The following is a 23,587-nucleotide window of genomic DNA, read 5'->3' as shown; positions in this document are numbered from 1 at the left end:
TCATGTCGCGTCGGAGGCGCCGAGGCGCTTCGACATCTCCTTCGCTCCGGTGAGGACCAGTTCGACGTGGCGCTGCTTCTCGGAGTCGCTCCACCGCACGACCGGCACCGAGATGCTCATGGCGGCGACGCAGGCGCCGAGCCGGTCGTACACCGGTGCGGCGACGCAGGCGGCGTGGTCGTTGGACTCGCAGTTCTCCTCGGCCCAGCCGCGTTCGCGCGCCGCGTCCAGGTCGGCCAGCAGCCGGTGGCGGGTTCCGATGCTGTTCGGCGTCATCTTCTGCAGCGCCCGGTCGTCCGGGAACAGCGCATCGAGTTCGGGGGCCGGGAGTGCGCTGAGCATCGCCTTGCCGCCGGCGGTGCAGGTGGCGGGCAACCGGCTTCCGGCCTGCGACACGAGGCGGACCGGGTGCGTGCTGTCGATGCGGACGATGAACACGACGAACGCGCCGTCGCGCACGACGACCTGGACCGTCTCACCGCAGGCGGCGGCCACCTCGGTCGCGCACTCGCGCCCCACGCTGGCGAGATCGATGCCGCGCTCGTACCCGGCGCCGAGCTGCAGGGCCTTGACGCCGAGCGCGACGCGGCCGGTCTCCTTGGACAGGGTGAGGTAGCCGCGGTCGACGAGCGTGTTGACCAGCTCGTGCGTGGTGGCCCGCGGCAGGCCCAGCCGCCGCGTGATCTCCGGAACGCGCAGCTCCTCGCTGCTCTCGGCGAGCATCTCGAGGATGTCCAGGCCCCGGCGGAGGGCTGGAGCGGTCAGGCGGGCCATGATTTCCTCCCAGTGCCAAGAATCAGACAACGTCCAAAATATCAGACACTATCGATTCCGTGAGGAGACCCGTGCAGAACGACGCGATCCCGGAACTGGCCAGGCGATTGTGGCACGCGGGAGGCGGCGCGCCCCCGGTCGATCCGGAGGTGGCGGGTTGGCTCGACGACCTGGAGCTCGCTCACGCCGTGGTGGACGCCACCCGGGAACTGGCGGTCGGAGCCGGTGAGCGGGTGATCGGTTACAAGATCGGTCTCACGTCCCAGCCCGCGCGAGACGCCTTCGGCGCCGTTGAACCGGCGGCCGGGCACCTGCTCGCCGGCAGGCTGCTCCCGGCGGGCCGGTCGCTGTCCACCGCCGGGTTGTTCGCGCCGAAGGTCGAGGTCGAGATCGCTTTCGTCCTCGGCGAGCCCTTGCCGGGGCCGGAGGTGACCGCGAGTGATGTCCGCAACGCCACGGCCGAGGTCGCGCCCGCCTTCGAGATCGTCGACAGCAGGTGGCGAGGAGCCGCGCCGACGCTCCCGATGCTGGTCGCGGACAACACCAACGCCGCGCGAGCCGTGCTCGGCCCCCGCGTCGCGCTGCCCGGTGGAAGCCTGGCGGAGGCCGTCGCCACCTTGTCGATCGGAGACCGGGAGATCCCGGGCAGTGCGAAGGCCGTCATGGGCGACCCGGTCGAGGCGGTCGCGTGGCTGGCGCGGCACCTGCTGAACCGCGGAATCCGGTTGGAAGCCGGTGACATCGTGCTCAGCGGAACCCTGTGCCCGCCAACGGCGATCGGCACCGGCGATCGCCTGGTCGCCGACCTCGGCGAGTTGGGCCGCGTCGCGCTCGACGTCGACTGACCTGCGAAACCGGCGATGCCCGCCTGCTTCGCGCGGGCGGGCATCCGCGAGGTGCTCGGAGTCACGCGCCGAGGGTTTTCTTCAGCGCCGCCAAGCCGTCGGTGTAGATGCCGTGGAACAGGGCGATCGCCTCTTCGTCGCTCGCTCCGTCCGGGGTGAAGGTGCCGGACCACTCCACTCGGCTCTGCGCGCCCGACACCGCGTGCACGGTGATGGTCGAGCGGTAGCCGGTGACCGGGAACGGGGCCTTCACGATCGAGTAGGTGTAGGTGCGGGCGTCGTTGTCGAAGGCTTCGAGCCGTTCGACGATGGTGCCGCCGTCCTCGTTGGTGAGGCTGCGGACGCGCCCGCCCTCGCTCAGCTCGCTCGCGGGGATGTAGGGCAGCCAGTCGGGCAACGAGTCGAAGCCTCCGATGAGCTGCCAGACGCGATCGGCGGGCACCGGGATGTCGGTGGTCGCGGTGGTGGTTGCCATGGTCGTCTCCTGGTCGGGTGTGGGTCAGGCGTGGGGGACGGGGGCGTTCTGCGCGATGAGGCCTTCGGCGCGCAGCGCCGTCCAGAACTCCGCCGGGACGGTCTCGGCGTGCGCGGCGACGTCCTCGGCGATGCGGCTCGGCCGGGTGGCGCCGGGGATGGTCGCGGCGACCGCCGGGTGGGCGAGGGAGAACTGCAGCGCCGCCGCCTTGATGCTCACGCCGTGCTGCTCGGCGAGCGCCTTGATGCGCTCCACCTTGGTGATGATCGCGGCAGGAGCCTTCTGGTACTCGAAGTGCTGTCCGCCGGCGAGGATGCCGGAGCTGTACGGGCCGCCGGCGACGATGTCGACGTTCTGGGCCTCGGCGGCGGGCAGCAGGCGCTGCAGGGCGCGCTCGTGGTCGAGCAGCGTGTAGCGGCCGGCCAGGAGGAACCCGTCGGGCTTCGGCTCGTCGAGGTCGAGCGTCATCTCCAGCGGCTCGACCTTGTTGACGCCCAGGCCCCAGCCCTTGATCACGCCTTCGTCGCGCAGCTTCTGCAGGACGCGGAACGCGCCGGTGCGAGCGGACTCGTAGGCGGCGACCCATTCGTCGCCGTAGAAGTCCTGCGCGACGTCGTGCACCCACACGAAGTCGAGGCGGTCGGTCCGCAGTCGCTTGAGGCTGTCCTCGATGGAGCGGATCGTGGCGTCGGCCGAGTAGTCGGCGACGATCTTGTTGGGCCGCCCGTGCTCGAAGATGCCGCCCTTCTCGCCCAGATCGCGGGAAGCGGGGTCCTCGATCTCGTCGAGGATGATGCGGCCGACCTTCGTGCTCAGGGCGTAGTCGTCGCGGGGGTGGTCGGCCAGCACCTCGCCCAGCCGGATCTCGGCCAGGCCCGCGCCGTAGAACGGGGCGGTGTCGAAGTAGCGGATGCCGTTGTTCCAGGCGGCCTCCACGGTGGCCGCCGCCTCCTCGTCGGGGATGGCGCGGAACATGTTGCCCAGCGGTGCGGTGCCGAAGCCGAGCTCGCCGGGCAGGTGGGACTTGATGGACATGCTGTGGAACCCCTCGAATTCCGTGCTGTGACGGGAAAGCGCGTCCTGTCGGCTCGCGCTCCGTCGGTTGACAAGTTCCAGACTAGGAACCAGACTTAAGACTGTCCAAGACTTGCTTGGACAGAGTTGAGTCTTCAGAGGTCTTACGATGTTGGACTTGCGGCAGCTCCGCTACTTCGTCGCCGTCGCCGAAACCGAGCACGTCGGTCAGGCCGCCGAGCGGCTGCACATCTCGCAATCACCGCTCAGCAGGCAGATCGCGCAGCTGGAGAAGAGCCTGGGGCTCACGCTGTTCGAGCGCTCCCAGCAGCGGATCCGGCTCACCCGGGACGGCCAGGTGTTCCTGGTCGAATCGCGCGCGCTGCTGCAGCACGCCGACCGCCTGGAGAACCTCGGCCGCAGGCTGGGCCGCGGAGAGGAAGGCGGCCTGTGCATCGGATACGTCGCCGATGCCATCCACACCGGCATCCTCCCCGGTGCGTTGCGCGCGTTGCACGATGCCCAGCCAGACGTGCACATCGCGCTGTACAACCTGTCGCCCAGCGCGCAGTTCGAAGGTCTGCGCCAGCGCAGTCTCGACATCGCGCTCGTCCACCAGCCGCCGTCCGCCGACGATCCGGACCTGGTGGCCGCGCCGCTGTTCCAGGACCCGTTGCTGCTGGCGGTGCCGGCGAAGCACCCGCTGGCCGACAAGGCGGAGATCGTGCCCGGTGACCTCGACGGCCTGCCGTGGGTCGCGATCGAGAACGCCCAGGACCCGGCCTGGCGGGACACCTTCATCGCCTCCTGCGCCGCAGCGGGTTTCACGCCGGACATCCGCCTCGACGCCGCTGAGCCGCTGACCGCGCTCGGGCTGGTGGCCTCCGGGCTCGGGCTCGCGCTCGTGCAGAAGAGCATGGCGAGTGCGACCACGGAGGACATCGAGGTGCGCGAACTCCCCTGGCACGAAGGATGTGTCCAGCTCTGGGCGGCATGGCACCACATCGACCTGCGCCCCGTGGTGACCTCGTTCCGCGCCACCGTGCTCGGCACGCGCGGCGCCGAATAGCACACCGAATCGTCCATCGTGGATTCTGTCCACGGTGGACGATTCGGTGCCTGCCCTCAACTGGTGGGGAAGTGCGGCAGCACCTCGTGCGCCAGCTCCTCGATCACCTCTTCGGCCGGGCGGTCTCCGGGGCGGACGTTGAAGGAGACGTGCGCGACGCCGAGCTCACCCATCTCGCGCAGCTGCTCGATGAGGGCCAGTCGGCCGGTCCGCATGCCGAGCCGGAGCGGGGTGGGGTCGGCGGTCGGGTCGTCGAGCAGGTCGAGCTGCATCGGGGTGAGATACGGCTTCGAGGCGTCTCCGGTGAGCTGCCGCCACTCGGCAGTCTTCTTGCGCAGCGCCCCCAACTGACGGGGGTAGTTGAGGGACGCGTCCGCGTTCTCGGCGATCCACTCGGCGGACTGCTGTGCGCTGCCGGCGATGGCGATCGGGATCGTCGAACCGGTCGGCTCGGGCAGCACCTCGAGCCGGCGGTCGGCGGTCAACCCGAGGTCCGGGAGATCGATGCCCTCGCCAGGGGAACGTGGTGCCCAAGCGGCGCGGAGGATCTCCACACCCTCGCGGAACGCGGCCCCGCGGGCGTGGAAGTCCAAGCCGAACAACGGATATTCGACCGGCCGGTCACCGCTGGCCAGGCCGAGCACGAACCGTCCTCCGGACAGCACGTCGACGGTGGCGGCGGCCTTGGCGACCAGCCAGGGCTGGCGCAGGGGCAGCACGACCGCGCCAGTGCCGAGCACCGCGCGTTCGGTGATGGCCGCCAGGTGCCCCAGGTGCGTGAAGGTCTCGAAGACCGAACCCGCGTCGCCGAACTGGACCGGGTCGTACAGCGGGACGTCCCGCACCCACAGGGCGGCGAAGCCGAGGTCGTCGGCCAGCTGGGCCAGGCGGGCGTGTTCGGACAGGTCCGGAACTCCGAAGGGACGGCCTTCAGCGCGATCGGCGTGGAGCCGGGTCTCGCCCCAGTCGTTGTCCAGCGGGAGCTCGAGGCCGAGCGTCGGCAGGCCGGTCGGGCCGACGAGGCGGTCCAGTGCGGTGAGATCGGAAGGCATCGTGGTTCCTGCGGGGCAGCGCCGGGGAGGCCGCGCGGAGCGTGCGGCCTCCCCGGCGGGCGGTCAGTTGAGGGTGTCGGGGTCCGGGCCGGTGCGCAGGCCGCGGTCGAGACCGGCGATCGCGGTCATCTCGTCCTCGGTCAGGGCGAAGTCGAAGACGTCGATGTTCTGGCGGATGCGGGACGGGGTGACCGACTTCGGGATCACGATGTTGCCCAGCTGCAGGTGCCAGCGGATGACCACCTGGGCGGGCGACTTGCCGTGCCGCTCCGCGATGTCGGTCAGCGCGCTCTCGCGCAGCATCGCGCCCTGGGCCAGCGGGCTCCAGGCCTCGGTGGCGATGCCGTGCTCGGCGTGCAGGACGCGCAGCTCGCGCTGCTGGAGGCCCGGGTGCAGCTCGACCTGGTTGACCACCGGGACCAGCGAGCTGCTGCCGAGCAGCCGCCGCAGGTGCGCGGGCTGGAAGTTCGAGACACCGGCGGCTCGAACGCGGCCGTCGGCGACCAGCTTCTCGATCGCCTTCCAGGTGTCCAGGTACCGGTCGCGGGCCGGGGTCGGCCAGTGGATGAGGTACATGTCCACGTGGTCCAGCCCGAGTTCGGCCAGGCTGCGGTCGAAGGCCGCGAGGGTCGCGTCGTAGCCCTGGTCGTCGTTCCACAGCTTGGTGGTGATGAACAGCTCGTCGCGGGGGATGCCCGATTCGGCGATGGCGCGGCCGACGCCCGCTTCGTTCCCGTAGATCGCGGCGGTGTCGATGGAGCGGTATCCGGCCTCCAGGGCGGCGGTGACGGCGGCGGTGGTCTCCGCGTCCGGGACCTGGAAGACGCCGAAGCCGAGCTGCGGGATCTCGATGCCGTTGTTGAGGGTGACGGTGGGAACCATGATTGCTTGGAACTCCTGTTGATTCGGTGCGGGTTCAGCGCTGGGCCGCGGCCACCGGCGCTGCGATGTCGGCGGGCGTGCTGGGTGCGGTCGTCCGGGTGCGGCGGTTGAGGAAGGCCGCGAGGAACGACAGCAGCAGCGCGGTGCCGGCGAGGACGGCCCCGACCCAGTTGGGCGAGGTGTAGCCGTACCCGGCTGCGATCACGACACCGCCGAGCCAGGCGGCGAGGGCGTTGCCGAGGTTGAAAGCGCCGATGTTGGCGGCCGAGGCCAGGGTCGGCGCAGCGGAGGCCTGGTCGAGGATCCACTTCTGCAGCGGCGGCACGGTCGCGAAGCCCAGCGCGCCGATGACGGGCAGGGTGATCGCGGCGAGGACCTGGCTGTGCGCGGTGACAGTGAACAGCAGCAGGGTGCCGGACAGGGCTGCCAGCGCGACGAACAGCATGGGCATCAGGGCCTTGTCGGCGAACTTGCCGCCGAGCAGGTTGCCCAGGAACATGCCGATGCCGAACAGCACCAGGAGCCAGGTCACGCCGCCCTCGGAGTAGCCGGCCACGTCGGTCATCATCGGTGCGATGTAGGTGATCGCGGCGAACACGCCGCCGTAGCCCAGGACGGTCATCGCCATCGCGAGCCAGACCTGAACGTTGCGGAACGCGGCGAACTCGGTGCGGATCCTCGCGGCCTCGGGCTTGCCCTGCTCCGGGACGAGCGCGGCGACGCCGAGGAAGCCGATCACGCCGAGCAGCGCGACGATGCCGAAGGTGACCCGCCAGCCGAAGACCTGTCCGACGTAGGTGCCGCCGGGCACGCCGACGATGTTGGCGACGGTCAGGCCCATGAACATCAGCGAGATGGCCGAGGCCTTCTTCGCCGGGGCGACCAGGCCGGCGGCGACCACCGAGCCGATGCCGAAGAACGCGCCGTGCGCGAACGAGGCGACGATGCGGCCGAGGAGCATGACGGCGAAGGTGGGGGCGATGGCGGACAGCGCGTTGCCCGCGACGAAGACGCCCATCAGGAACAGCAGCATCTTCTTGCGGGACACCTTGGTGCCCAGGACGGTGAGGATCGGCGCGCCGATGACGACGCCGAGCGCGTAGCCGGACACCAGCCAGCCCGCGGCGGGGATGCTGACGCCGAACTCGCCCGCGACCTGCGGGAGCACCCCCATGATCACGAACTCGGTGGTGCCGATCCCGAAGGCCCCGATGGCCAGGGCCAGCAGCGCGAGAGGCATGTCGAGGCCTTTCCTGTACGACTGCGTTTGTGTCTTACAGGCGTCGACAATAGTTGCACGCGCCGCCTAGTTCAATTTGCAGGTACTGTGATGTGCGAGATAGTTGCATGCGCCTCATAGGGGTGCGAGCTGATGATGTTGATGCAGGTCGGGCGGCGGGAAGTGCTCGCGAGGGTGCCGACGGCGCCCGGCCTCGACCGCGTCCCGGATGCCGGTTCGGCGTCATCGTCCGGTGCGGACGATCAACGGTGTTCGTCCAGCAGCTCCAGGAACGCCCGTGCGGCGGGTGAGATGCCGGACGTGAGCGAAACCGCCTGGACCGTGCGGGATGCGATCCCGGCGGTCGGAATGCTATCCACAGTGGACATCCGGGCGGCGACGGCGGCGAAGACCACGCCGAGGCCCAGGCCGCGCGCGACGAGCTGTTCCAGCATCGCCGTGGTGTCGGCCTCGAAGGCGACGGTGCGGGTGACCCCGGCCGCGGCGAACGCGGCGTCGTTGTGGCCCCGGATGCCGGAGCGGAGCGGCATGTCGACCATGTCCTCCTCCGCCAGCTGCGCGGGCGTGACCACCGCTGACCCGGCCAGCCGGTGGCCGTGCGGGACGATCGCGACGAGATCGTCGTTCTTGAGCACGCGCCCGGAGAACCCGCGGGGGAGCTCACCCGTGCCGATGTCGACGAAAGCGATGTCGCAGGTGCGCTCGCGGACCTGTTGCAGCTGGTCCCGGACCAGGGAGGAGCGCAGGGTCACGCGAACCGCCGGGTGCCTCTCCCGGTAAGCGGCGAGCAGGTCGGGCAGGTTCACCGCGGTGAGCGGAGCGATGCTGCCGATGACCAGGCTGCCCCGGATCTCGCTGCTGCGGGCGACTGCTTCGCTGCGTGCGCGCTCGGCGGCGGCCAGCGCTTCCCGGGCAGGTCCGAGGAACCCCTCGCCGGCCGGAGTGATCTGGACGCGACGGCTGGTGCGCTCGAACAGCCGGACCCCCAGCTCGCTCTCCAGCCGGGCGACCTGCTCGCTGAGCGCGGACTGGACGACGAAGCAGCGTTGCGCGGCCCGGGTGAAGCTGCCGGTCTCGGCGACCGCGACGACGTAGGCGAGCTGGCGGAGTTCCACGCATCCATCGTGATCTCCGATCGGTCCCATGGCAACAACCTGTTGGACCGATCGATGCCGACCGGGAGAGCATCGGCGCTAGGCCGGATCCGACCAGCTCCACCAGCGCTGCACCCACCCATCGGCACTCCCGGAAGGAAACGTCGTGGCTTCCTCCGCTGCTCAGCAGCCGCCGCTCCGCAACGCCGCACCGAAGGTCCGCCAGCACACCGCTACCGGCCCGGGGCGCGGCACGGTCCTGCTCCTGTCCGTGGCCGTCGGGCTCTGCGTGGCGAGCAACTACTACGCCCAGCCGCTGCTGGACACCATCGCCCGCGACCTGGGCATGACCGCCGCGTCGGCATCGCTGGTCGTCACGTTCGCCCAGGTCGGCTACGCGCTGGGGCTGGTGTTCCTGCTGCCGCTGGGCGATCTGCTGGAACGCCGCCGCCTGGTGTGCGGGCTGACGGCGGCGACGTCGATCTCGCTGGTGCTGACCGCGATCGCCCCGAACGGCGCGCTGCTGCTGGCCGGTGCCGCGCTGACCGGTCTGCTGTCGGTCACGGCGCAGATCCTCGTGCCCTTCGCCGCGGACCTCGCCTCGCCGCACCAGCGCGGCCGGGTCGTCGGGACCGTGATGACCGGTCTGGTGCTGGGGATGCTCCTGGCCCGCACCGCGTCCGGAGCGCTGGCCACCATCGGGGGCTGGCGGACGGTGTACTGGGTCGCGGCGCTGGCCATGCTCGTCCTGACCGCGGTCCTGCACCGCTCGCTCCCGCAGTTCCGGGGCACCGCGGCTTCGAGCTATCCGGGACTGGTGCGCTCCACCGCCCGGCTGCTGGTCGAGGAGCCGGTCCTGCGGTTGCGCGCGGTGATCGGGATGCTGGCCTTCGCCTGCTTCAGCGTGCTCTGGACTTCGCTCGCATTCCTGCTGTCCGGGCCCGGTCATGGCTGGTCGGAGGGTGAGATCGGGCTGATCGGCCTGTTCGGCGCCGCGGGCGCGATCGCCGCTCAGCTCGCTGGGAGGCTGGCGGACCGTGGGCTGACGACGCTCACCACGATCGTCGGCGCGGTCGCGCTGCTCGCGTCCTGGGGGCTGCTGTTGCTGGGCGCGCACAGCCTGGTGCTGCTGATCGCCGGGATCGTCCTGCTGGACCTGGCCCACCAGGGCGTGCACATCACCAACCAGTCGCTGATCTACGCACTGCGCCCGGATGCGCGCGGGCGCATCACATCCGCGTACATGACGTGCTACTTCGCCGGCGGTGCGATCGGTTCTGCCCTGGCAGCGGTCGTGCACGCCCGGGCCGGGTGGACGGGCGTGTGCGCACTCGGTGCGGTGCTGGCGGGCGCGCTGTGCCTGATCTGGGCCGCGAGCGCCGCGAAGGTTCCGCGGGCCGGGCGGGAGCTGTGGGCGGTGGCCAGCGCCGTGTTCATGGGCGCCGGCTCGCTGGCGCTCATCGCCGTTGTGCTGCGTCTGGCCTCCTGATGGGCGCGGCATCCCCGCCTCGGGCCAGGACCGGGTCGGGGACGCCGCTCAGCACCGGGTCAGGGCAGGATCGAGTCCACGTAGCCGCCGTCCACGCGCACCGCGCCGCCCGTGGTGGCCGAGGCCAGCGGTGAGGCGAGGTAGACGACCATGTTCGCGATCTCCTCCGGCTCGATGAGCCGCTGCAGGAGCGACTGCGGCCGATGGGCGCGCATGAACTCGCGCTGCGCCTGGTCCCAGGGCAGCGACCGGTCGACGAGCTGGTAGACGAAGTCCTCCACACCACCGGTGTGGGTCGGCCCGGCGATGACCGAGTTGACCGTGACCCCGGTGCCCGCGGCGGCCTTCGCGAAGCCGCGGGAGGCCGCGAGCAGCGCGGTCTTGCTGGTGCCGTAGTGGATCATCTCCTCGGGGATGACCACCGCGGAGTCGCTGGCGATGTTGAGCACGCGTCCCCAGCCGCGCTCGACCATCGCGGGCAGCAGCAGCCGGGTCAGCCGCACCGCGGCGAGGACGTTGACCTCGAAGTAGCGCCGCCAGTCGTCGTCGGTGATCTCGAGCGCCGGGGTGACTCCGAAGATGCCGAGGTTGTTGACCAGGACGTCGACGTCGCCCGCCGATTCCACGGCGCGCTCGGCGCCCTCCTCGGTGGACACGTCGGCCACCGCCGCGCGGACGACCGCATCCGGGAACTCCTGGCGGATCTCGTCGACGGCAGCGGCGACGGTGCCCTCCGAGCGGCCGTTGACGACCACTTCGGCGCCCGCACCGGCGAGACCGCGAGCGATCGAGAACCCGATGCCCGCTGAGGAACCGGTGACGAGGGCGGTCTTCTTGCCGAGGTCGATGTGCATGGTGCGCCTCTCTGCTCGGGAGATCACCCGCCGGTCTTCGCGCGGCGACGGGCGGTCCCGGATTCTCCTCCACGGCACCGCTCGCCGCTGACCGCGCCGCGGGTCGATTTCTCCGCTCGGGATGTGCGAAATGCACGGGAACACGTGTGGAAAGGACATGTCAGGACCCGGGCCTCTGCTGGTAGCTTCGAAGCCGTTCCACGGCACGGGTTCACCTGGGTTGTTCTGATGGAGCTGATCTGATCGCCGCAGGCGTTCGAACGTGTCCGTAGTGGTGCGGTGATCGCGGGTCGTTCGGCCTTCGATCGCAGTTGTCCTGTCCGGGAGATGTCCTGTGCCACCTCAAGCGGCAGCCACGAATTCGCCCCGGGAGCAGGTGGCGGATTTTCTCGAGCTCACCACCGATGAGCGCGCCGGAGTTGTGCTGCCGTTGGCGGGCAGTGGTGGAGCACGTCGTTTCGGCGCGGGCATCGCGCGCTGCGGGCACCTCCGCGGTGCTGTTCGGCGGAGAACTCCCGGTGACCGGTGTCGCCGGGATCGCTCGCATTCTGCCGGGTGCCGAAATCGTCGAGAACGAGAGAAGGATGGAAACCAATGCCAGGTTATGAGAATCTGTCCCGGCTGGATCTGACCTACCGCGAGGACACGCCGCGAATCCGCACCCGGGAGGGCGTGGAGCTCTACTACGAGACCCGCGGCGAAGGCACCGCCATCGTCCTGCTCAACCCGCTGTTCCTGCCCGCTCCGTCGTGGCGGGTGTTCACCGAGGAGCTCGAGCAGCAGTTCCGGCTCATCGGTTTCGACCTGTGCAACCACGGTGCCTCCTCGCACGTCGCCGAGGAACCGACCTGGGAGGAGCACGCGACCGACGTGGTCGGGCTGCTCGACGCGCTGGAGGTCGAGTCCGCCTACCTGATCGGCGCGTCGACCTCCACGATCCTGGCGCGGGACATGGCGCTGCGGTACCCGGACCGGGTCAGGGGCGTGGTGCTGGCGGGCCCGGTCTTCGGCCCCCAGGGGATGCGGCGCCAGCGGCAGGTCCAGAAGGCGTGGCTGCGGACGCTGGAGAACCACGGCATCACGGCGCTGTACGAGCACATGTACCCCGAGGTGTTCAGCGCGGCGATGAACGAGGCGCTCGGTGCGCCGGGCTTCCTGGGCTTCCGGGAGGCGTTCTCGGCGCTGTCCACCGTCGAGGACCTCACCAACGGCATGAAGCGCGCCATGCAGGACGACAACAGCCCTGAGCTGCTGGCCCGTGTCGCCGCGCCGACGCTGGTGGTCATCGGCGACGACGACTTCCTGATGGGGCCGACGGCGGCCAAGGAGCTGGCCGAGCAGTTCCCGAACGGCCGCTGCGAGATCATGGCGAAGGCCGGTCACGTGCCCTACGTCGACGACGCCGAGGCCTTCCAGGCTCTCGTCCGCAAGTTCATCGACGAAGTGGAATCGAATGCCTGAGCAGGTGCTGGAGGTGCGGCAGCGCATCCGCGCGCTGCTGGAGGACCTCTACGGCGGCGACGAGTTCGTCAGCACCGTGGCGGACGCGGCATCGCTGCGCCAGGCCGGGGTGTCGTCCAACGCGCTGGTCAGCCTGCTGGTGTCGATGGAGGACGCCTTCGGGTTCGAGTGGGACGACGACGTCCGGCCGGAGGCGCTGCGCTCGATCGAATCGCTGGCCGAGCACGTCGTGTCGATCAGCGGTTGACGGGCCCGCGCCGGCCGCCGTACCGCGGGCGCGTTCGGACTCCGCGGGCGGGAACGGTGAATGCCGCTCCCGCCCGCCGGAGGAATTCGCTCCCGGCGGGAATTTCGCCGTTGAGATCGGCGCGGTGAATTCCGCTGGATCGGTCGGGAATCGGTGAATCCGGTTGTTCGTCATGGTCGGCTCATTCACCGCGCGGGTTCGTTCGTGGATCGGTCCCCGGTGAATTCGGCGCGACTCACGTGGCCACGTGCGATCTTCACGTTTACCGCCATCGGCGATCTTGATAGCATTGTTCCCGGTCGTTTCGTTTTCGGGTCCGGTCGCGCGGATGTGGTCTTCCCCGCGCGGCGCCCCGATTGTTCATGATTACTTCACCTCCGTTGCGAGAGGCGTCCAATGGGCATGCACGAGGGGCGATCGGTGATGCCGGGAAGCGGGAGCACCGCGGCAGGAATCGCTTTCCGCTCGCCGCGTTCGATTCTTGCGCGAACATCGGGTGACGCGTTCGGCGCGCACTTGTGCGCCGAACTGTGCTCGACCACTTCGGCCCTGGTGTACCGCCTGGGCGGGGGACCGGCACGACCCGATCGGCGCGATGCCCTCGAAGGGCGGCTCGTCGAGCTCGCCCGCGAGGATTCCCGCCCCGGGCTGGGGCTCTCGGCGCGCGACCGCGACGCCCTCGCCGAGTCCGTCGAGGTGATCATCGACAGCGAACCGGCGGACGACGTCCACCACCTGATCTCCTTCGCCGAGCGCCGCGCCGAGCTCACCGGACGCCGTCCGCTGATCTGCGCGGTGTTCCGCCCGGAGACCTCGCGCGCCGCGACGTCCGACGACAGCCTCGCCTGGGTCAAGCTCCAGGACGCGTCGGCGGGCGGGATGCCGGTGGTCCGCATCCAGACGGGGCTGACCGTCAACGGCTCGTCCGACGGGCGGTCCGCCACCCCGAACCTGCTCGCCGCCCTGCAGCGCGTCGCCGCCACCACCGGAACCAGGCCCAGGGACCCAGGAGCGGCCCACGTCGAGCTGGCCGACGTCGCCGCCAGGGCGGTCGTCGCCCTGGCGCTGCGCGAGGACGCCGCGGGCCAGGTCTTCACCCTCACCCGCCGGCAGCCGGTCCGGCTGGACGACGTCTTCGACGCGGTGGAGCGCAGCGGCACGGCGCTGACCCCGGTGCCCCTCGACAGCTGGCTGCGGCAACTGGACGGCAGCGCCCTCGCCTCGCAGGCGGCGCGGTTGCTGGTCGGCCCCGGAAGCGAACCCCCGCCCACCGGCGAGGGCGGCGTCCGGCTCTCGCCCTCCGACGCGGGAGTGGACGAGGCACCGCTGGACCCCGGGTTCTTCGACCGGATGGCCCTCGGCCGGGCCGTCGAGGTGATCCCGGCACCCCGCGCCCGCGACCGGGATCCGCGGCCCGAGCCGGAAGCCGCCGCGGCCGTGCGCTTCGACGGCCACAACGCCCCGCTCGCGCTGGAGCACCGCGAGATCGACCCCGGCGGAGCGGCGGCGGCGAGCGAGGCCGCCGGCTACGGCGCGTTCTGGGTGCCGGAACAGCGCTTCGACCCCTTGCTGGCGCTGACGGTGGCCGCCGGGACCACGACGGACATCAGCCTCGGCACGGCGGTGACGGTCGCGCTCGCCCGCAGCCCCATGACCGTGGCCTGCTCGGCCAACGACCTCCACCGGCTCTCCGGTGGCCGGCTGATCCTCGGTCTCGGCTCCCAGCTGCCGGTGCACCTGGCGAACCGGATGGCGATGCCCGGCAACCGCCCCGTCGACCGGATGCGCGACTTCATCGGTGCGCTGCGGTCGATCTGGGCCAGCTGGAACGAGGCGGAACCGCTGGCCTACCGCGGCGAGTTCTACAGCTTCACCCTGAGCTCGGAGTTCTTCAACCCACCGCCCAACCCGCACGGTGCGCCCGCGGTCTTCCTCGGGGCGGCCGGGCCCCGGATGGCCGAGCTGGCGGGCGAGATCGCCGACGGACTCATCGCGCCGCCCTTCGCCAGCCGCCGCCACCTGACCGATCTGCTGCTGCCCGCGGTGGAGCGCGGGCTGGCCAAGGCCGGCCGGTCCCGCGAGAGCTTCACCGTGGTGGCCATGCCGCTGATCGCCACCGGCCGGACCCCGCAGGAGCGGGACGCCGTCGAGAGCCGGTTGCGGCGCCTGGTCGCCTTCTACTGCAGCCCCAAGGACTACCGCCGCGTCCTCGACCTGCACGGGCTCGCCGAGTTCGGCGACACCATGCGGGAGATGAGCCTGTCCGGCGACCCGCAGCGCTGGCGGCGCATGGGCGAGATGGTCGACGACGAAGTCCTGGAGACCTTCGCCGTCCGGGCGGATCCGCACGACACGGGCGATGCGGTGCTGGCCCGGTTCGGCGGACTGGCCGACCGCGTCGTGCTGCCCGCTCCGCACGGCGCCGAAGCGGGGCTCTGGCACCCCGAAACCCTCCGGCTGGACCGCCAACTCCGCACCGGACGGGAGAAGGTGATGTGACGCCGACTCGGGGCGTCGTGACCGCTGCTGCGCGTGGCCCCACCGGACCCGGATCGCTGAGCACCTGTCTGGACGCACATCGGGAGGGACTCCCGCAGTCCGGGGAACCTCTCAGGTTCCGCCAAGCGACCACCCATCCAGACCACTCACCAACAGGCTCTGAATGACGACACGCGAGGACCGCATGAAATCCCAGAACTTCCAGCCCGACCAGGACAACGCGATCGCCATCATCGGAATGAGTGGACGGTTCCCGGGCGCACCGGACGTCGATGAATTCTGGGAACTCCTCCGGCAGGGCCGCGAAGGCGTCGCGGACGCCCCTGCCGACCGGTCGTGGATGTACGAACTGCTCGGCGAGCCGCGGACCCCGGGCAGGGTGCCCACGACCCGCGGCGGTTTCCTGCCCGGCGTGGGCGATTTCGACGCGGGGTTCTTCGGCATGTCCCGGCGGGAGGCGATCCGCGCGGATCCCCAGCTGCGGCTCCTGCTGGAGGTCGCCCACGAGACGGCGGAGGACGCCGGTGCGACGCGCCACCAGCTGACCAGCGCTACCACCGGCGTCTACATCGGCAACACCTACGGCGACTACTGGCTCCGCCAGATCGGCGACCCCGAGGGCCTGGACCACCACGCCGAGTTCGGTGTCGCGCGCAGCTCCCTGTCCGGGCACGTGGCGTACGGACTCGACCTGCACGGACCCACCATGACGGTCGACGCGGCCTGCTCCTCCTCGCTGGTGGCGGTGCACCTGGCGTGCCAGGCGCTGCGGGCGGGCGAGTGCGAGCAGGCCTTCGCCGGAGGCACCAACATCATCCTCGCGCCGTCGAACTACCTCACGTTCAACAGCGCCGGAGCGCTCTCGCCGGACGGGCGGTGCAAGTTCGGCGACGCCTCCGCCAACGGTTACGTCCGGGCCGAGGCGGTCGGTGCGGTTCTCCTCAAGCCGTTGCGCCGCGCGCTGGCCGACGGCGACCGGATCCGCGCGGTGATCCTGGGCAGCGCGGTCAACAGCGTGGGTTTCACCGGCCGGGGCATCGCAGCGCCCACTGTGGAGGGTCAGGCCGAAGTGCTCCGGGCGGCCTACGCCCAGGCCGGGGTCGACCCGCGCGAGGTCTCCTACGTGGAGGCGCACGGCAGCGGCACTCCCGTCGGCGACCCCATCGAGCTCACCGCCCTCTCCCAGGTCCTCGGGCCGCGCGGTCCCGGTGAGCCCGACTGCCTGGTCGGCTCCGCGAAGGTCAACGTGGGGCACACCGAAGGCGCCGCGGGGATCGTCGGGCTGATCAAGACCGTGCTCACCCTCGAGAACGGCGTCGTCCCGGGCAATCCCCACCTGCGCGAGCTGACCCACGCCGTCGACTGGGACGCCATGCCGGTGCAGATCTCGGCCCGCAACGCGCCGCTGAACAGCACCGGCGGGCGGTCGATCGCCGGCGTCAACGGGCTGGGCGCATCCGGGACCAACGCGCACGTGGTCGTGGCCAGCGCACCTGCCGAGAACTCGCGGCGGAGCCGCCGAGCCGCGGCGGGCACGCCGGTCCTCCCGCTGTCCGCCCGCTCCGAGGACGCCCTGCGCGAGCTGACCCGGTCCTACCAGGACCTGTTGTCCCGGCCCGACGCCCCGGCGCTGGAAGACCTCTGCGCCGCCGCGGGCCAGCACCGCCACCACTGGGAGCACCGGCTCGCGATCACGGCGGCCGACCTGCCGGGGATGCGCGCGGGCCTGGCCGGTTTCCTCGCCGGTCAGCCGGAACCCGGGACCGCGTCGGGAGCCGGTGGCGAGCCGCCGCGCGTCGTCTTCGTCTTCCCGGGCCAGGGCTCGCAGTGGCCGGGCATGGGACGGCGGCTCCTGGAGCAGTCGGAGGCCTTCCGCACGACGCTGGAGGCGTGCGACGCGGTCATCCGCAGGCACGTGTCCGGCTGGTCGCTGATCGAGGCGCTGCGCCTGGAGGACACCGCCTTCCTGCAGGAGACGGCCAAGGTCCAGCCCGCGCTCTGGGCGATGGGCGTGGCCCTCGCCGAGCACTGGCGCTCGTGGGGCGTGACGCCGGACGCGGTGATCGGGCAGAGCCAGGGCGAGATCGCCGCCGCGCAGGCGGCCGGGGTGCTCAGCCTGGAGCAGGCCGGTCAGCTCAGCTGCCTGCGGGCCCGGCTCATCCAGGACCTGGCGCCTCCGGGGAGCATGGCCTGGGTCGAGATCTCGCCCGAGGAGCTGCCGGACCTCCTGGCCACCATCGGTGCGGAAGCGTCGATCGCGGTCTCGGAGACGCGTGGCAGCGTCGTGCTCGCCGGGCACGGCGAGGAGATCGCGCGAATCGTGCGCGGCTGCGAGAAGCTCGGCGTCGACTGCCAGGAGGTCAAGGTCAGCTACGCCGCCCACAGCCCGCAGATCGACGCGGTGCGCGAGCCGCTGCTCGAAGGCCTGACCGGTCTCGTCCCGTCCGCCGGTGACGTCCCGGTGATCTCCACCGTCACCACCGGCGAGCTGCCGGGCCACGCCTTCGACGCCGACTACTGGTGGCGCAACCTGCGCGAGACAGTCCGGCTGGAGGAAACGGTCCGGTCCCAGCTCGGCGACGGTCCCGTGGTGTTCCTCCAGATGTCCCCGCACCCCGTCCTCACCGCCCCGATCAGCAGCATCGCGGACGGGGCGGAGGCCACCGTCCTGGGATCGCTGCGCCGCAACCGCGACGAGCTCGACTCGCTGCGGGAGTCCTTGGCAGAGCTGTACGTGGCGGGTGTCGACGTCGACTGGGAACGGGTGCACGGGTTCCGCGCGGAGCACGTGGACCTTCCCCGGTACCCGTGGCAGCGCGACCACTACTGGTACCAGGCAGCGGACTACCCGTGGCCTGCGATCTCCCCCGCGGCCGACGCCGCGGAACCGGCCGCCGCCGCACCGCCCGCCGCCGCACCGGCCGCTGCCGCACCGCCCGCCGCAGCGGGCCACGACCTGCTGGGCGCCGCGACGGGGAACGGTCCGGACGGCTGCGAGTGGATCGGGCAGCTGGACCTGGAGCGCAACAAGTTCCTGTCCGACCACCGCGTGTCCGGCACGTCGGTGATGCCGGGCGCGGCGTTCATGGAGCTCGCCCTGGCCGCCGCCGCGCAGCTGCCCGCCGGCGGCGCGGAGCCGACGGTGCGCGAGCTCGTCCTGCGCCAACTGCTGCTGCTCGACGACGACACCAGGCTCCGGGTGCGGATCGAGGAGGAGGACGGCACCCGGCGGGTGGTCGTCGCCAGCTGCGCCGGTTCCGGCGACACCTGGACCGACCACGCCGAGGCGACCGTCGGCGAACCCATCGGAGCTGTTCCGCTGGAACCGCTGGACGCCATCCGCGCTCGCTGCATCGCGCTGCAGTCCGGCGAGCGCTTCTACGCCGAGCACGCCGGGCGCGGCAACGCCTGGGACGGGGCGTTCGCGGGGATCGCCGAGCTCGAGATCGGCAGCGGAGAGCTGCTGGCCCACATCGCCGCGCCGATGCGCGGGAACTTCCTCTTCCACCCGGCCGCGCTCGACGCCTGCATCCAGCCCGTGGCCGCGCTGCTGCCCGATGGGTGGGCGGCCGACGGCCGGGGTTTCGTGCTCGAAGGCGTCGACCGGATCACGGTGCACCGGGCGGGGCCGGACGTCCCGCTGTGCAGCCACGTCCGCATGACCCACGTCGGTGAGACGACGCTGCGCGCCGACATCACGGTGTACGGCGAACGCGACGAGGTGGTGGCGACCCTGCGCGGTGTCCGCGGTCGGGCGCTCGTGACGAAGTCCGAAGGGACGCCCGCGCAGCCGCCCGCCAGGACGACGTCCGCCGCGACGGCGACGACCGGGAACGCGGGCAGCGACTACGACGAGTGGTTCCACGGCATCCACTGGGAGCCGATCGGGGCGGAGGGCACCGAGCGCGCCACCGGGCGCTGGCTCGTCCTGCACAGCGGAACCGACCTCGACTCGGCGCTGCGCGAGCAGCTCGAGAGGGCCGGGAACACCGTCGTCACGGTGCGGCCGGGGCGCGGGTTCGCCGTCGAGGGCGCGGACCGCTACCGCATCGCCCTCGGTTCCGAGGAGGACCTCGAACTCGCCATCAAGGACGCCTCCCGCCGAGGCGCTCTCCGCGGGGTGATCGACCTGACGCCCCTGGACGTCCAGATCGACCCGGACGCCGCCTCCGAGGTGGTCCAGCGAGCGGCCGAGGACCTGTGCTCGGGCGCCACCGCGCTCGCCCGCGTGCTGGGCACGTTCGGGCAGGGGCAGACCCCGCGCCTGTTCCTGGTCACCCGCGGCGCGCAGCGGACCTCGCCGGAGGACCCGAGCACCGCGCCCTGGCAGGCCGCGCTGTGGGGCTTCGGCAAGGTGCTCGGCGTCGAGCACCCGGAGCTGGATCCGGTCCTCATCGACCTGCCCGCCGCGGCGCAGCCCGGCGAGGCTGCCGCGCTGAGCTCGGCACTGCTCGGCGCGGGCACCGAGAACCAGCTCGCCCTGCGCGGTGGCCGGGCGCTCGTCGCCCGGCTCGTCCCGGCACCGCCGGTGCGCAACGGGCACCGGCCCCAGCAACCGGCGGACGGGGTGGAGGTGCGGGCCGAGAGCCTCGCGCTCGAACCCTTCCGCCGCGTCGACCCGGGCCCCGGGCAGGTGGAGATCGAGGTCTCGCACTCCGGGCTGAACTTCAAGGACGTCCTCATCGCCACGGGCACCATCAGCGTCCCGAACGGCAAGGCACCCGTGCTCGGGGCCGAGTGCGCAGGCACCGTCGCCCGCGTCGGGCCGGGCGTGACCGAGTTCGCCGTGGGGGAGCCGGTGATGGCCATCGCGCACCCCGGCATGCGCTCCCACGTCGTCACCGACGCGCGATTGGTGGCCCGGCGGCCTGCTCCGCTCACCGCGGCCGAAGCGGCGGTGATCCCGGCTGCCCACGTCACCGCCTACCTCGCCCTCATCGAGATCGGACGGCTCCAGCCCGGTGAGACAGTGCTCGTCCACTCCGGCACCGGTGGGGTGGGCCAGGCGGCCCTCGACATCGCCCGGTGGCGGGGCGCGACGGTCTACGCCACCGCCGGGACACCGGCCAAGCGGGACCTGCTGCTCAAGCTGGGCGCCGCCAAGACCGCCGATTCGCGGAGCCTGGCCTACGAGGACGAGTTCGCCGACGGGGTGGACATCGTGCTCGGCACCAATGTGGACGAACACGTCGAGGCGGGCTTCCGGCTCCTCAAGCCCCTCGGCCGCTACGTCGACCTGGTCGGCAAGGGCGCTGGCACCGGCCAGGCGCTGCCGATGAGCCTGTTCACCCAGAACCGCTCGTACTCGACCGTCGACCTGGCCGATCTACACGTGCACTCCGCGCAGGTCCTCGGCGACGCCCTCCGCGAAGTGGGGCGGTTGCTGGAGACCGGTGAGCTCGCACCTCCCACGCACCGGGTGTTCCCCGCCGAGCGCGCCGCCGAAGCCTTCGGCGTCATGTCGGGTGGTCGCCACATCGGCAAGCTCGCGCTGTCCTTCCCCCGCGCGGAGCGGTCGGCCCCGTCGGCGACGCCCGCCATCCGCGCGGACGGGACGTACCTCATCACCGGGGGGATGTCCGGAATCGGCGCGCTGTTCGCCCGCTGGCTGCACGAGCGGGGTGCGCGCCACCTGCTGATCACCGGTCGGAGCACCAACCCCGCGGACCAGAGCCTGCTGGAGCTGCCCGGCGTCCGGTACGCGGCGGTCGACGTGGCCGACGAGGACGCCATGGCCGCGTTGCTGCGGGACGGTGAACGGGCCGGTCACCCGCCCGTGGTCGGTGTCGTGCACGCCGCTGGTGTGCTGGAACCGGGCCCGCTGGCGGACCAGAGCGAGAGCGAGCGCAGCGCCACCCTGCGGCCGAAGGTCGCCGGTGCCTGGTCCCTGCACAAGCTGTTCGCGGACCGCCCGCTGGACTTCTTCGTCCTGTTCTCGTCGGGTGTTTCGCCCTTCAGCTCCCTCACCGCGGGCTACCACCTGTCGGCGTACGCGGCCGGGAACACCTTCCTCGACTCCCTCGCCTCCTACCGCACCTCCCGCGGACTGCCGGCCACCGTCGTCGACTGGGGCTACTGGACCGAGACGGGTCTGGCTGCTCGGTTGTCCGCCCGAGGCGGGCACGACGTGCGGCCGACCGGCATGGGAGCCATCCGGCCTGCGGACGCGGCAGCGCTGTTCGGCCTGCTCCTCGCCCACGACCACGGCCAGGTGATCTGCACTCCGGCCGACTGGGAGGCCTATGCCGCCGCGTACCCGGCCGATGCGTCCCGCCCGCTGCTGCGCACGCTGCTGAACGGAACCCGGCAGCCGGTGGAGCCGCCGCGGCCTCCGGCCGCCCCGACGCTGAACGGGTCGGGTTCGGCGAAGGTGGTGGGGCGTGGTGATGTTTCGCTGAACGGGCGGAGCTCGGCGCGTCCGGTTGAGCGGGTGGTGCCGCCTGTTGCGCCGGTCGAGCGTGCGGTGGAGTCGGAGAAGCAGGCTTCGTCCAACGGGAAGTCTTCTGGTGGCGGGGATTTGGCTGAGTACGTGGTGGGGCAGTTGGCGCGGATTCTCGGGGTTGGTGCTGATCGGGTTGATCAGGGTCGTCGGATGAATCAGTTGGGCATGGATTCGTTGATGCTGGCTGATTTGCGGACGCGGTTGCGGCGTGATCGGGGTATCGATGTGACGGTGGCCCGGTTGCTGGAGGCCGGTAGCGTCCGTTCTCTGATCGCCGAGCTGAGCAAGGCCGGGGAGAGCACCGGTGTGCAGGAGAGCACCGATGCGCGAACGACCGGGTTCAACGGGTCGGGTGCGACGAAGGTGGTGGGGCGTGGTGATGTTTCGCTGAACGGGCGGAGCTCGGCGCGTCCGGTTGAGCGGGTGGTGCCGCCTGTTGCGCCGGTGGAGCGTGCCGTGGAGTCGGAGAAGCTGCCCTCGTCCAACGGGAAGTCTTCTGGTGGCGGGGATTTGGCTGAGTACGTGGTGGGGCAGTTGGCGCGGATTCTCGGGGTTGGTGCTGATCGGGTTGATCAGGGTCGTCGGATGAATCAGTTGGGCATGGATTCGTTGATGCTGGCTGATTTGCGGACGCGGTTGCGGCGTGATCGGGGTATCGATGTGACGGTGGCCCGGTTGCTGGAGGCGGGCAGCGTCCGCTCTCTGATCGCCGAGCTGACCAAGGCAGGGGAGAGCACGTCATGAGCCTCCGGTCCGTCCTGCTGACCGGGGTGACCGGATCCCTCGGCAGCAGGCTCTGCGACGAACTGCTGCGGCGGACGTCCGCGACGATCTACTGCCTGGTCCGCGCCGAGGACGAGGCGGCGGCCGTCGCGAGGCTGAGCGGACTTCCGTACGCGGCCTCCGAACGGGTGGTCGCCGTGGCCGGGGACGTGCGCAGTCCCGAGCTCGGCCTCGGCGGCCGGGCCTGGGACGCGCTGGCCGAGACGATCGGGGCGGTCTTCCACTGCGCCGCCACCGTCAACCTCCAGGCGCCCTACGACCTCCTGGCGCCCACGAACGTCGGTGGCACCCGCGTGCTGGCGAGCCTGGCCGCGCGGAGCACCGAGCTGACGGGCAGGACCTGCGACTTCCACTTCGTGTCGACGCTGGGCGTGTTCATCAACCTGGGAAACCGGGGCGTCGAGTTCGTGGACGAGACGTTCGTCCCCACCGAGGACAGCGCGGGGGAGCTGGGCTACCCCACGACCAAGGTGGTGGCCGAGCGGGAGCTGCGGGCCGCCGCGGAACGCGGCGGGCTGCGGCTCACGGTCCACCGGCCCGGCCTCATCACCGGCGACTCGCGAACGGGACGCACGTCGGACTCCGACCTGCTGGTGCCCGCGCTGCAGGCCTGCTTGGAGCTCGGCTCGGTCCCCGACGGCGCCGGCGAGACGCCCGCGGACACCGTCGACACGGTCGCCCGGTGCATCGTCGAACTCGCTTCCCGCCCAGCTGCGCTGGGCGCGAGCTACCACCTCGTGCGCCGCGAGCCGCTGCCGCTCATGCGCGCGATCGACGCACTGGGCCGCCGTGGCCACCGGCTCGGAACGATCCCGCGCGAGCAGTGGTGGGAGATGGTCCAGGAGCACTCCCTGGACTCCGGGAACCTGACCCTGGCCATGATGAGCGAGGTGTCCCGCTACATGTTCGCCGTCGGACGGCGGACTCCGCGGATCCGCGCGGATGCCACGTGGGCCGCGCTCACCGCCGCCGGCGTCAGCGCGCCACCTCTCGACGACGCGCTCTTCGATCGCGTCGTCGGCTCGCTGGAGGCGGACGGCAAGCTGGCGGCTCCTTCGGAAACGCGCACGGCGGTCCGGATCTGAGGCCCTTTCCCCAGCAGTCCGACGGCGAAAACCCAGTCGTTCCAACGGGACGACTGGGTTTTCGCCTTCTCCGGTGCGTCCACGGGGACGGAGAGAGCGGGTGTTCGGGGTTGATCTCGGGTGGTGGGTGTTCGGCAGCGATTCCGCTCGAAAACGGCTGTGCTGCGTTCTCGACGGTGGGAACGGCGCCGATCTCAACGCGGAGATCCGGCGTCGCTGTGCTCGCCGCGGTTTCCGTTCGGGCGGTCGCTGGGCAGTGTTCCGGTGGCACGAAAAAAGGAT

General features: G+C 71.3%; 17 protein-coding genes. 9 read left to right on the top strand and 8 right to left on the bottom strand.

The features are described from left to right. Positions 1 to 774 (bottom strand): IclR family transcriptional regulator, encoded by a 774-nt coding sequence (locus ATL45_RS36710; RefSeq protein ID WP_093154433.1) that lies wholly within the window; start codon positions 772 to 774, stop codon positions 1 to 3. A 71-nt stretch (positions 775 to 845) separates the two neighbouring features. On the opposite strand from ATL45_RS36710, the gene ATL45_RS36705 reads away from it, so the two are divergent. After that, positions 846 to 1,619: a 2-keto-4-pentenoate hydratase gene (locus ATL45_RS36705; protein WP_121505454.1), complete on the top strand. Its 774-nt coding sequence runs from the start codon at positions 846 to 848 to the stop codon at positions 1,617 to 1,619. Positions 1,620 to 1,680: 61 nt separating this feature from the next. Here ATL45_RS36705 and ATL45_RS36700 read toward each other — a convergent pair whose 3' ends face one another. Beyond that, a complete protein-coding gene (locus ATL45_RS36700) occupies positions 1,681 to 2,094 on the bottom strand; it encodes an SRPBCC family protein (protein ID WP_093154438.1) in 414 nt (137 codons plus the stop codon). Positions 2,095 to 2,118: 24 nt separating this feature from the next. Continuing rightward, on the bottom strand, positions 2,119 to 3,129 hold the full coding sequence (locus ATL45_RS36695) for an aldo/keto reductase (RefSeq protein WP_093154441.1): 1,011 nt from the start codon (positions 3,127 to 3,129) through the stop codon (positions 2,119 to 2,121). 148 nt (positions 3,130 to 3,277) lie between these two features. On the opposite strand from ATL45_RS36695, the gene ATL45_RS36690 reads away from it, so the two are divergent. Continuing rightward, positions 3,278 to 4,177 (top strand): LysR family transcriptional regulator, encoded by a 900-nt coding sequence (locus ATL45_RS36690; protein WP_093154444.1) that lies wholly within the window; start codon positions 3,278 to 3,280, stop codon positions 4,175 to 4,177. Positions 4,178 to 4,233: 56 nt separating this feature from the next. On the opposite strand, the gene ATL45_RS36685 is transcribed toward ATL45_RS36690, so the two are convergent. The 4 genes from ATL45_RS36685 to ATL45_RS36670 all read right to left on the bottom strand — a co-directional run bounded on the left by ATL45_RS36685 (position 4,234) and on the right by ATL45_RS36670 (position 8,466). Then, complete coding sequence (locus tag ATL45_RS36685; protein ID WP_093154446.1) at positions 4,234 to 5,229, bottom strand: TIGR03571 family LLM class oxidoreductase; 996 nt, start codon at positions 5,227 to 5,229, stop codon at positions 4,234 to 4,236. 63 nt (positions 5,230 to 5,292) lie between these two features. Further along, positions 5,293 to 6,111 carry an aldo/keto reductase gene (locus ATL45_RS36680; RefSeq protein WP_093154449.1) on the bottom strand — a complete coding sequence of 273 codons (819 nt, stop codon included), beginning with the start codon at positions 6,109 to 6,111 and terminating at the stop codon, positions 5,293 to 5,295. 34 nt (positions 6,112 to 6,145) lie between these two features. Further along, positions 6,146 to 7,351: an MFS transporter gene (locus ATL45_RS36675; protein WP_093154452.1), complete on the bottom strand. Its 1,206-nt coding sequence runs from the start codon at positions 7,349 to 7,351 to the stop codon at positions 6,146 to 6,148. Positions 7,352 to 7,593: 242 nt separating this feature from the next. Next, a complete protein-coding gene (locus ATL45_RS36670; RefSeq protein ID WP_170210458.1) occupies positions 7,594 to 8,466 on the bottom strand; it encodes a LysR family transcriptional regulator in 873 nt (290 codons plus the stop codon). Positions 8,467 to 8,611: 145 nt separating this feature from the next. Between ATL45_RS36670 and ATL45_RS36665 the strand changes: the two genes are divergently transcribed. Next, on the top strand, positions 8,612 to 9,934 hold the full coding sequence (locus tag ATL45_RS36665; protein ID WP_093154457.1) for an MFS transporter: 1,323 nt from the start codon (positions 8,612 to 8,614) through the stop codon (positions 9,932 to 9,934). 59 nt (positions 9,935 to 9,993) lie between these two features. Here ATL45_RS36665 and ATL45_RS36660 read toward each other — a convergent pair whose 3' ends face one another. Then, positions 9,994 to 10,788, bottom strand: coding sequence for an SDR family NAD(P)-dependent oxidoreductase (locus tag ATL45_RS36660; RefSeq protein ID WP_093154459.1), 795 nt, complete (start codon positions 10,786 to 10,788; stop codon positions 9,994 to 9,996). 404 nt (positions 10,789 to 11,192) lie between these two features. Between ATL45_RS36660 and ATL45_RS38625 the strand changes: the two genes are divergently transcribed. From ATL45_RS38625 to ATL45_RS36635, 6 genes are all read left to right on the top strand, one after another. After that, positions 11,193 to 11,396 carry a hypothetical protein gene (locus ATL45_RS38625; RefSeq protein ID WP_143121676.1) on the top strand — a complete coding sequence of 68 codons (204 nt, stop codon included), beginning with the start codon at positions 11,193 to 11,195 and terminating at the stop codon, positions 11,394 to 11,396. Next, on the top strand, positions 11,383 to 12,249 hold the full coding sequence (locus ATL45_RS36655; protein WP_093154462.1) for an alpha/beta fold hydrolase: 867 nt from the start codon (positions 11,383 to 11,385) through the stop codon (positions 12,247 to 12,249). The genes ATL45_RS38625 and ATL45_RS36655 overlap by 14 nt, the downstream gene beginning before the upstream one ends. Further along, positions 12,242 to 12,496, top strand: a complete 255-nt coding sequence (locus tag ATL45_RS36650; protein ID WP_093154465.1) for an acyl carrier protein — start codon at positions 12,242 to 12,244, stop codon at positions 12,494 to 12,496. Before ATL45_RS36655 ends, ATL45_RS36650 begins: the two co-directional genes overlap by 8 nt. Positions 12,497 to 13,012: 516 nt before the next feature. Beyond that, positions 13,013 to 14,995 (top strand): TIGR03617 family F420-dependent LLM class oxidoreductase, encoded by a 1,983-nt coding sequence (locus tag ATL45_RS36645; RefSeq protein ID WP_170210457.1) that lies wholly within the window; start codon positions 13,013 to 13,015, stop codon positions 14,993 to 14,995. 184 nt (positions 14,996 to 15,179) lie between these two features. Next, the gene (locus ATL45_RS36640) at positions 15,180 to 22,181 is read left to right on the top strand and encodes a type I polyketide synthase (RefSeq protein WP_170210456.1); all 7,002 of its coding nucleotides are present in this window, start codon (positions 15,180 to 15,182) and stop codon (positions 22,179 to 22,181) included. After that, a complete protein-coding gene (locus ATL45_RS36635; RefSeq protein ID WP_093154474.1) occupies positions 22,178 to 23,305 on the top strand; it encodes an SDR family oxidoreductase in 1,128 nt (375 codons plus the stop codon). Before ATL45_RS36640 ends, ATL45_RS36635 begins: the two co-directional genes overlap by 4 nt. Positions 23,306 to 23,587: the final 282 nt, after the last annotated feature.

It is taken from the genome of Saccharopolyspora antimicrobica (genome assembly GCF_003635025.1).
Classification (GTDB): Bacteria; Actinomycetota; Actinomycetes; order Mycobacteriales; family Pseudonocardiaceae; genus Saccharopolyspora; species Saccharopolyspora antimicrobica.
This window is presented reverse-complemented; position numbering and strand designations above follow the sequence as displayed.

Coding starts and splice junctions, on each gene's coding strand:
- ATL45_RS36710 (WP_093154433.1), bottom strand. CDS start 774: ATGGCCCGCCTGACCGCTCCAGCCCTCCGCCGGGGCCTGGACATCCTC.
- ATL45_RS36700 (WP_093154438.1), bottom strand. CDS start 2,094: ATGGCAACCACCACCGCGACCACCGACATCCCGGTGCCCGCCGATCGC.
- ATL45_RS36695 (WP_093154441.1), bottom strand. CDS start 3,129: ATGTCCATCAAGTCCCACCTGCCCGGCGAGCTCGGCTTCGGCACCGCA.
- ATL45_RS36690 (WP_093154444.1), top strand. CDS start 3,278: ATGTTGGACTTGCGGCAGCTCCGCTACTTCGTCGCCGTCGCCGAAACC.
- ATL45_RS36685 (WP_093154446.1), bottom strand. CDS start 5,229: ATGCCTTCCGATCTCACCGCACTGGACCGCCTCGTCGGCCCGACCGGC.
- ATL45_RS36680 (WP_093154449.1), bottom strand. CDS start 6,111: ATGGTTCCCACCGTCACCCTCAACAACGGCATCGAGATCCCGCAGCTC.
- ATL45_RS36675 (WP_093154452.1), bottom strand. CDS start 7,351: ATGCCTCTCGCGCTGCTGGCCCTGGCCATCGGGGCCTTCGGGATCGGC.
- ATL45_RS36660 (WP_093154459.1), bottom strand. CDS start 10,788: ATGCACATCGACCTCGGCAAGAAGACCGCCCTCGTCACCGGTTCCTCA.
- ATL45_RS38625 (WP_143121676.1), top strand. CDS start 11,193: ATGAGCGCGCCGGAGTTGTGCTGCCGTTGGCGGGCAGTGGTGGAGCAC.
- ATL45_RS36655 (WP_093154462.1), top strand. CDS start 11,383: ATGCCAGGTTATGAGAATCTGTCCCGGCTGGATCTGACCTACCGCGAG.
- ATL45_RS36650 (WP_093154465.1), top strand. CDS start 12,242: ATGCCTGAGCAGGTGCTGGAGGTGCGGCAGCGCATCCGCGCGCTGCTG.
- ATL45_RS36640 (WP_170210456.1), top strand. CDS start 15,180: ATGAAATCCCAGAACTTCCAGCCCGACCAGGACAACGCGATCGCCATC.
- ATL45_RS36635 (WP_093154474.1), top strand. CDS start 22,178: ATGAGCCTCCGGTCCGTCCTGCTGACCGGGGTGACCGGATCCCTCGGC.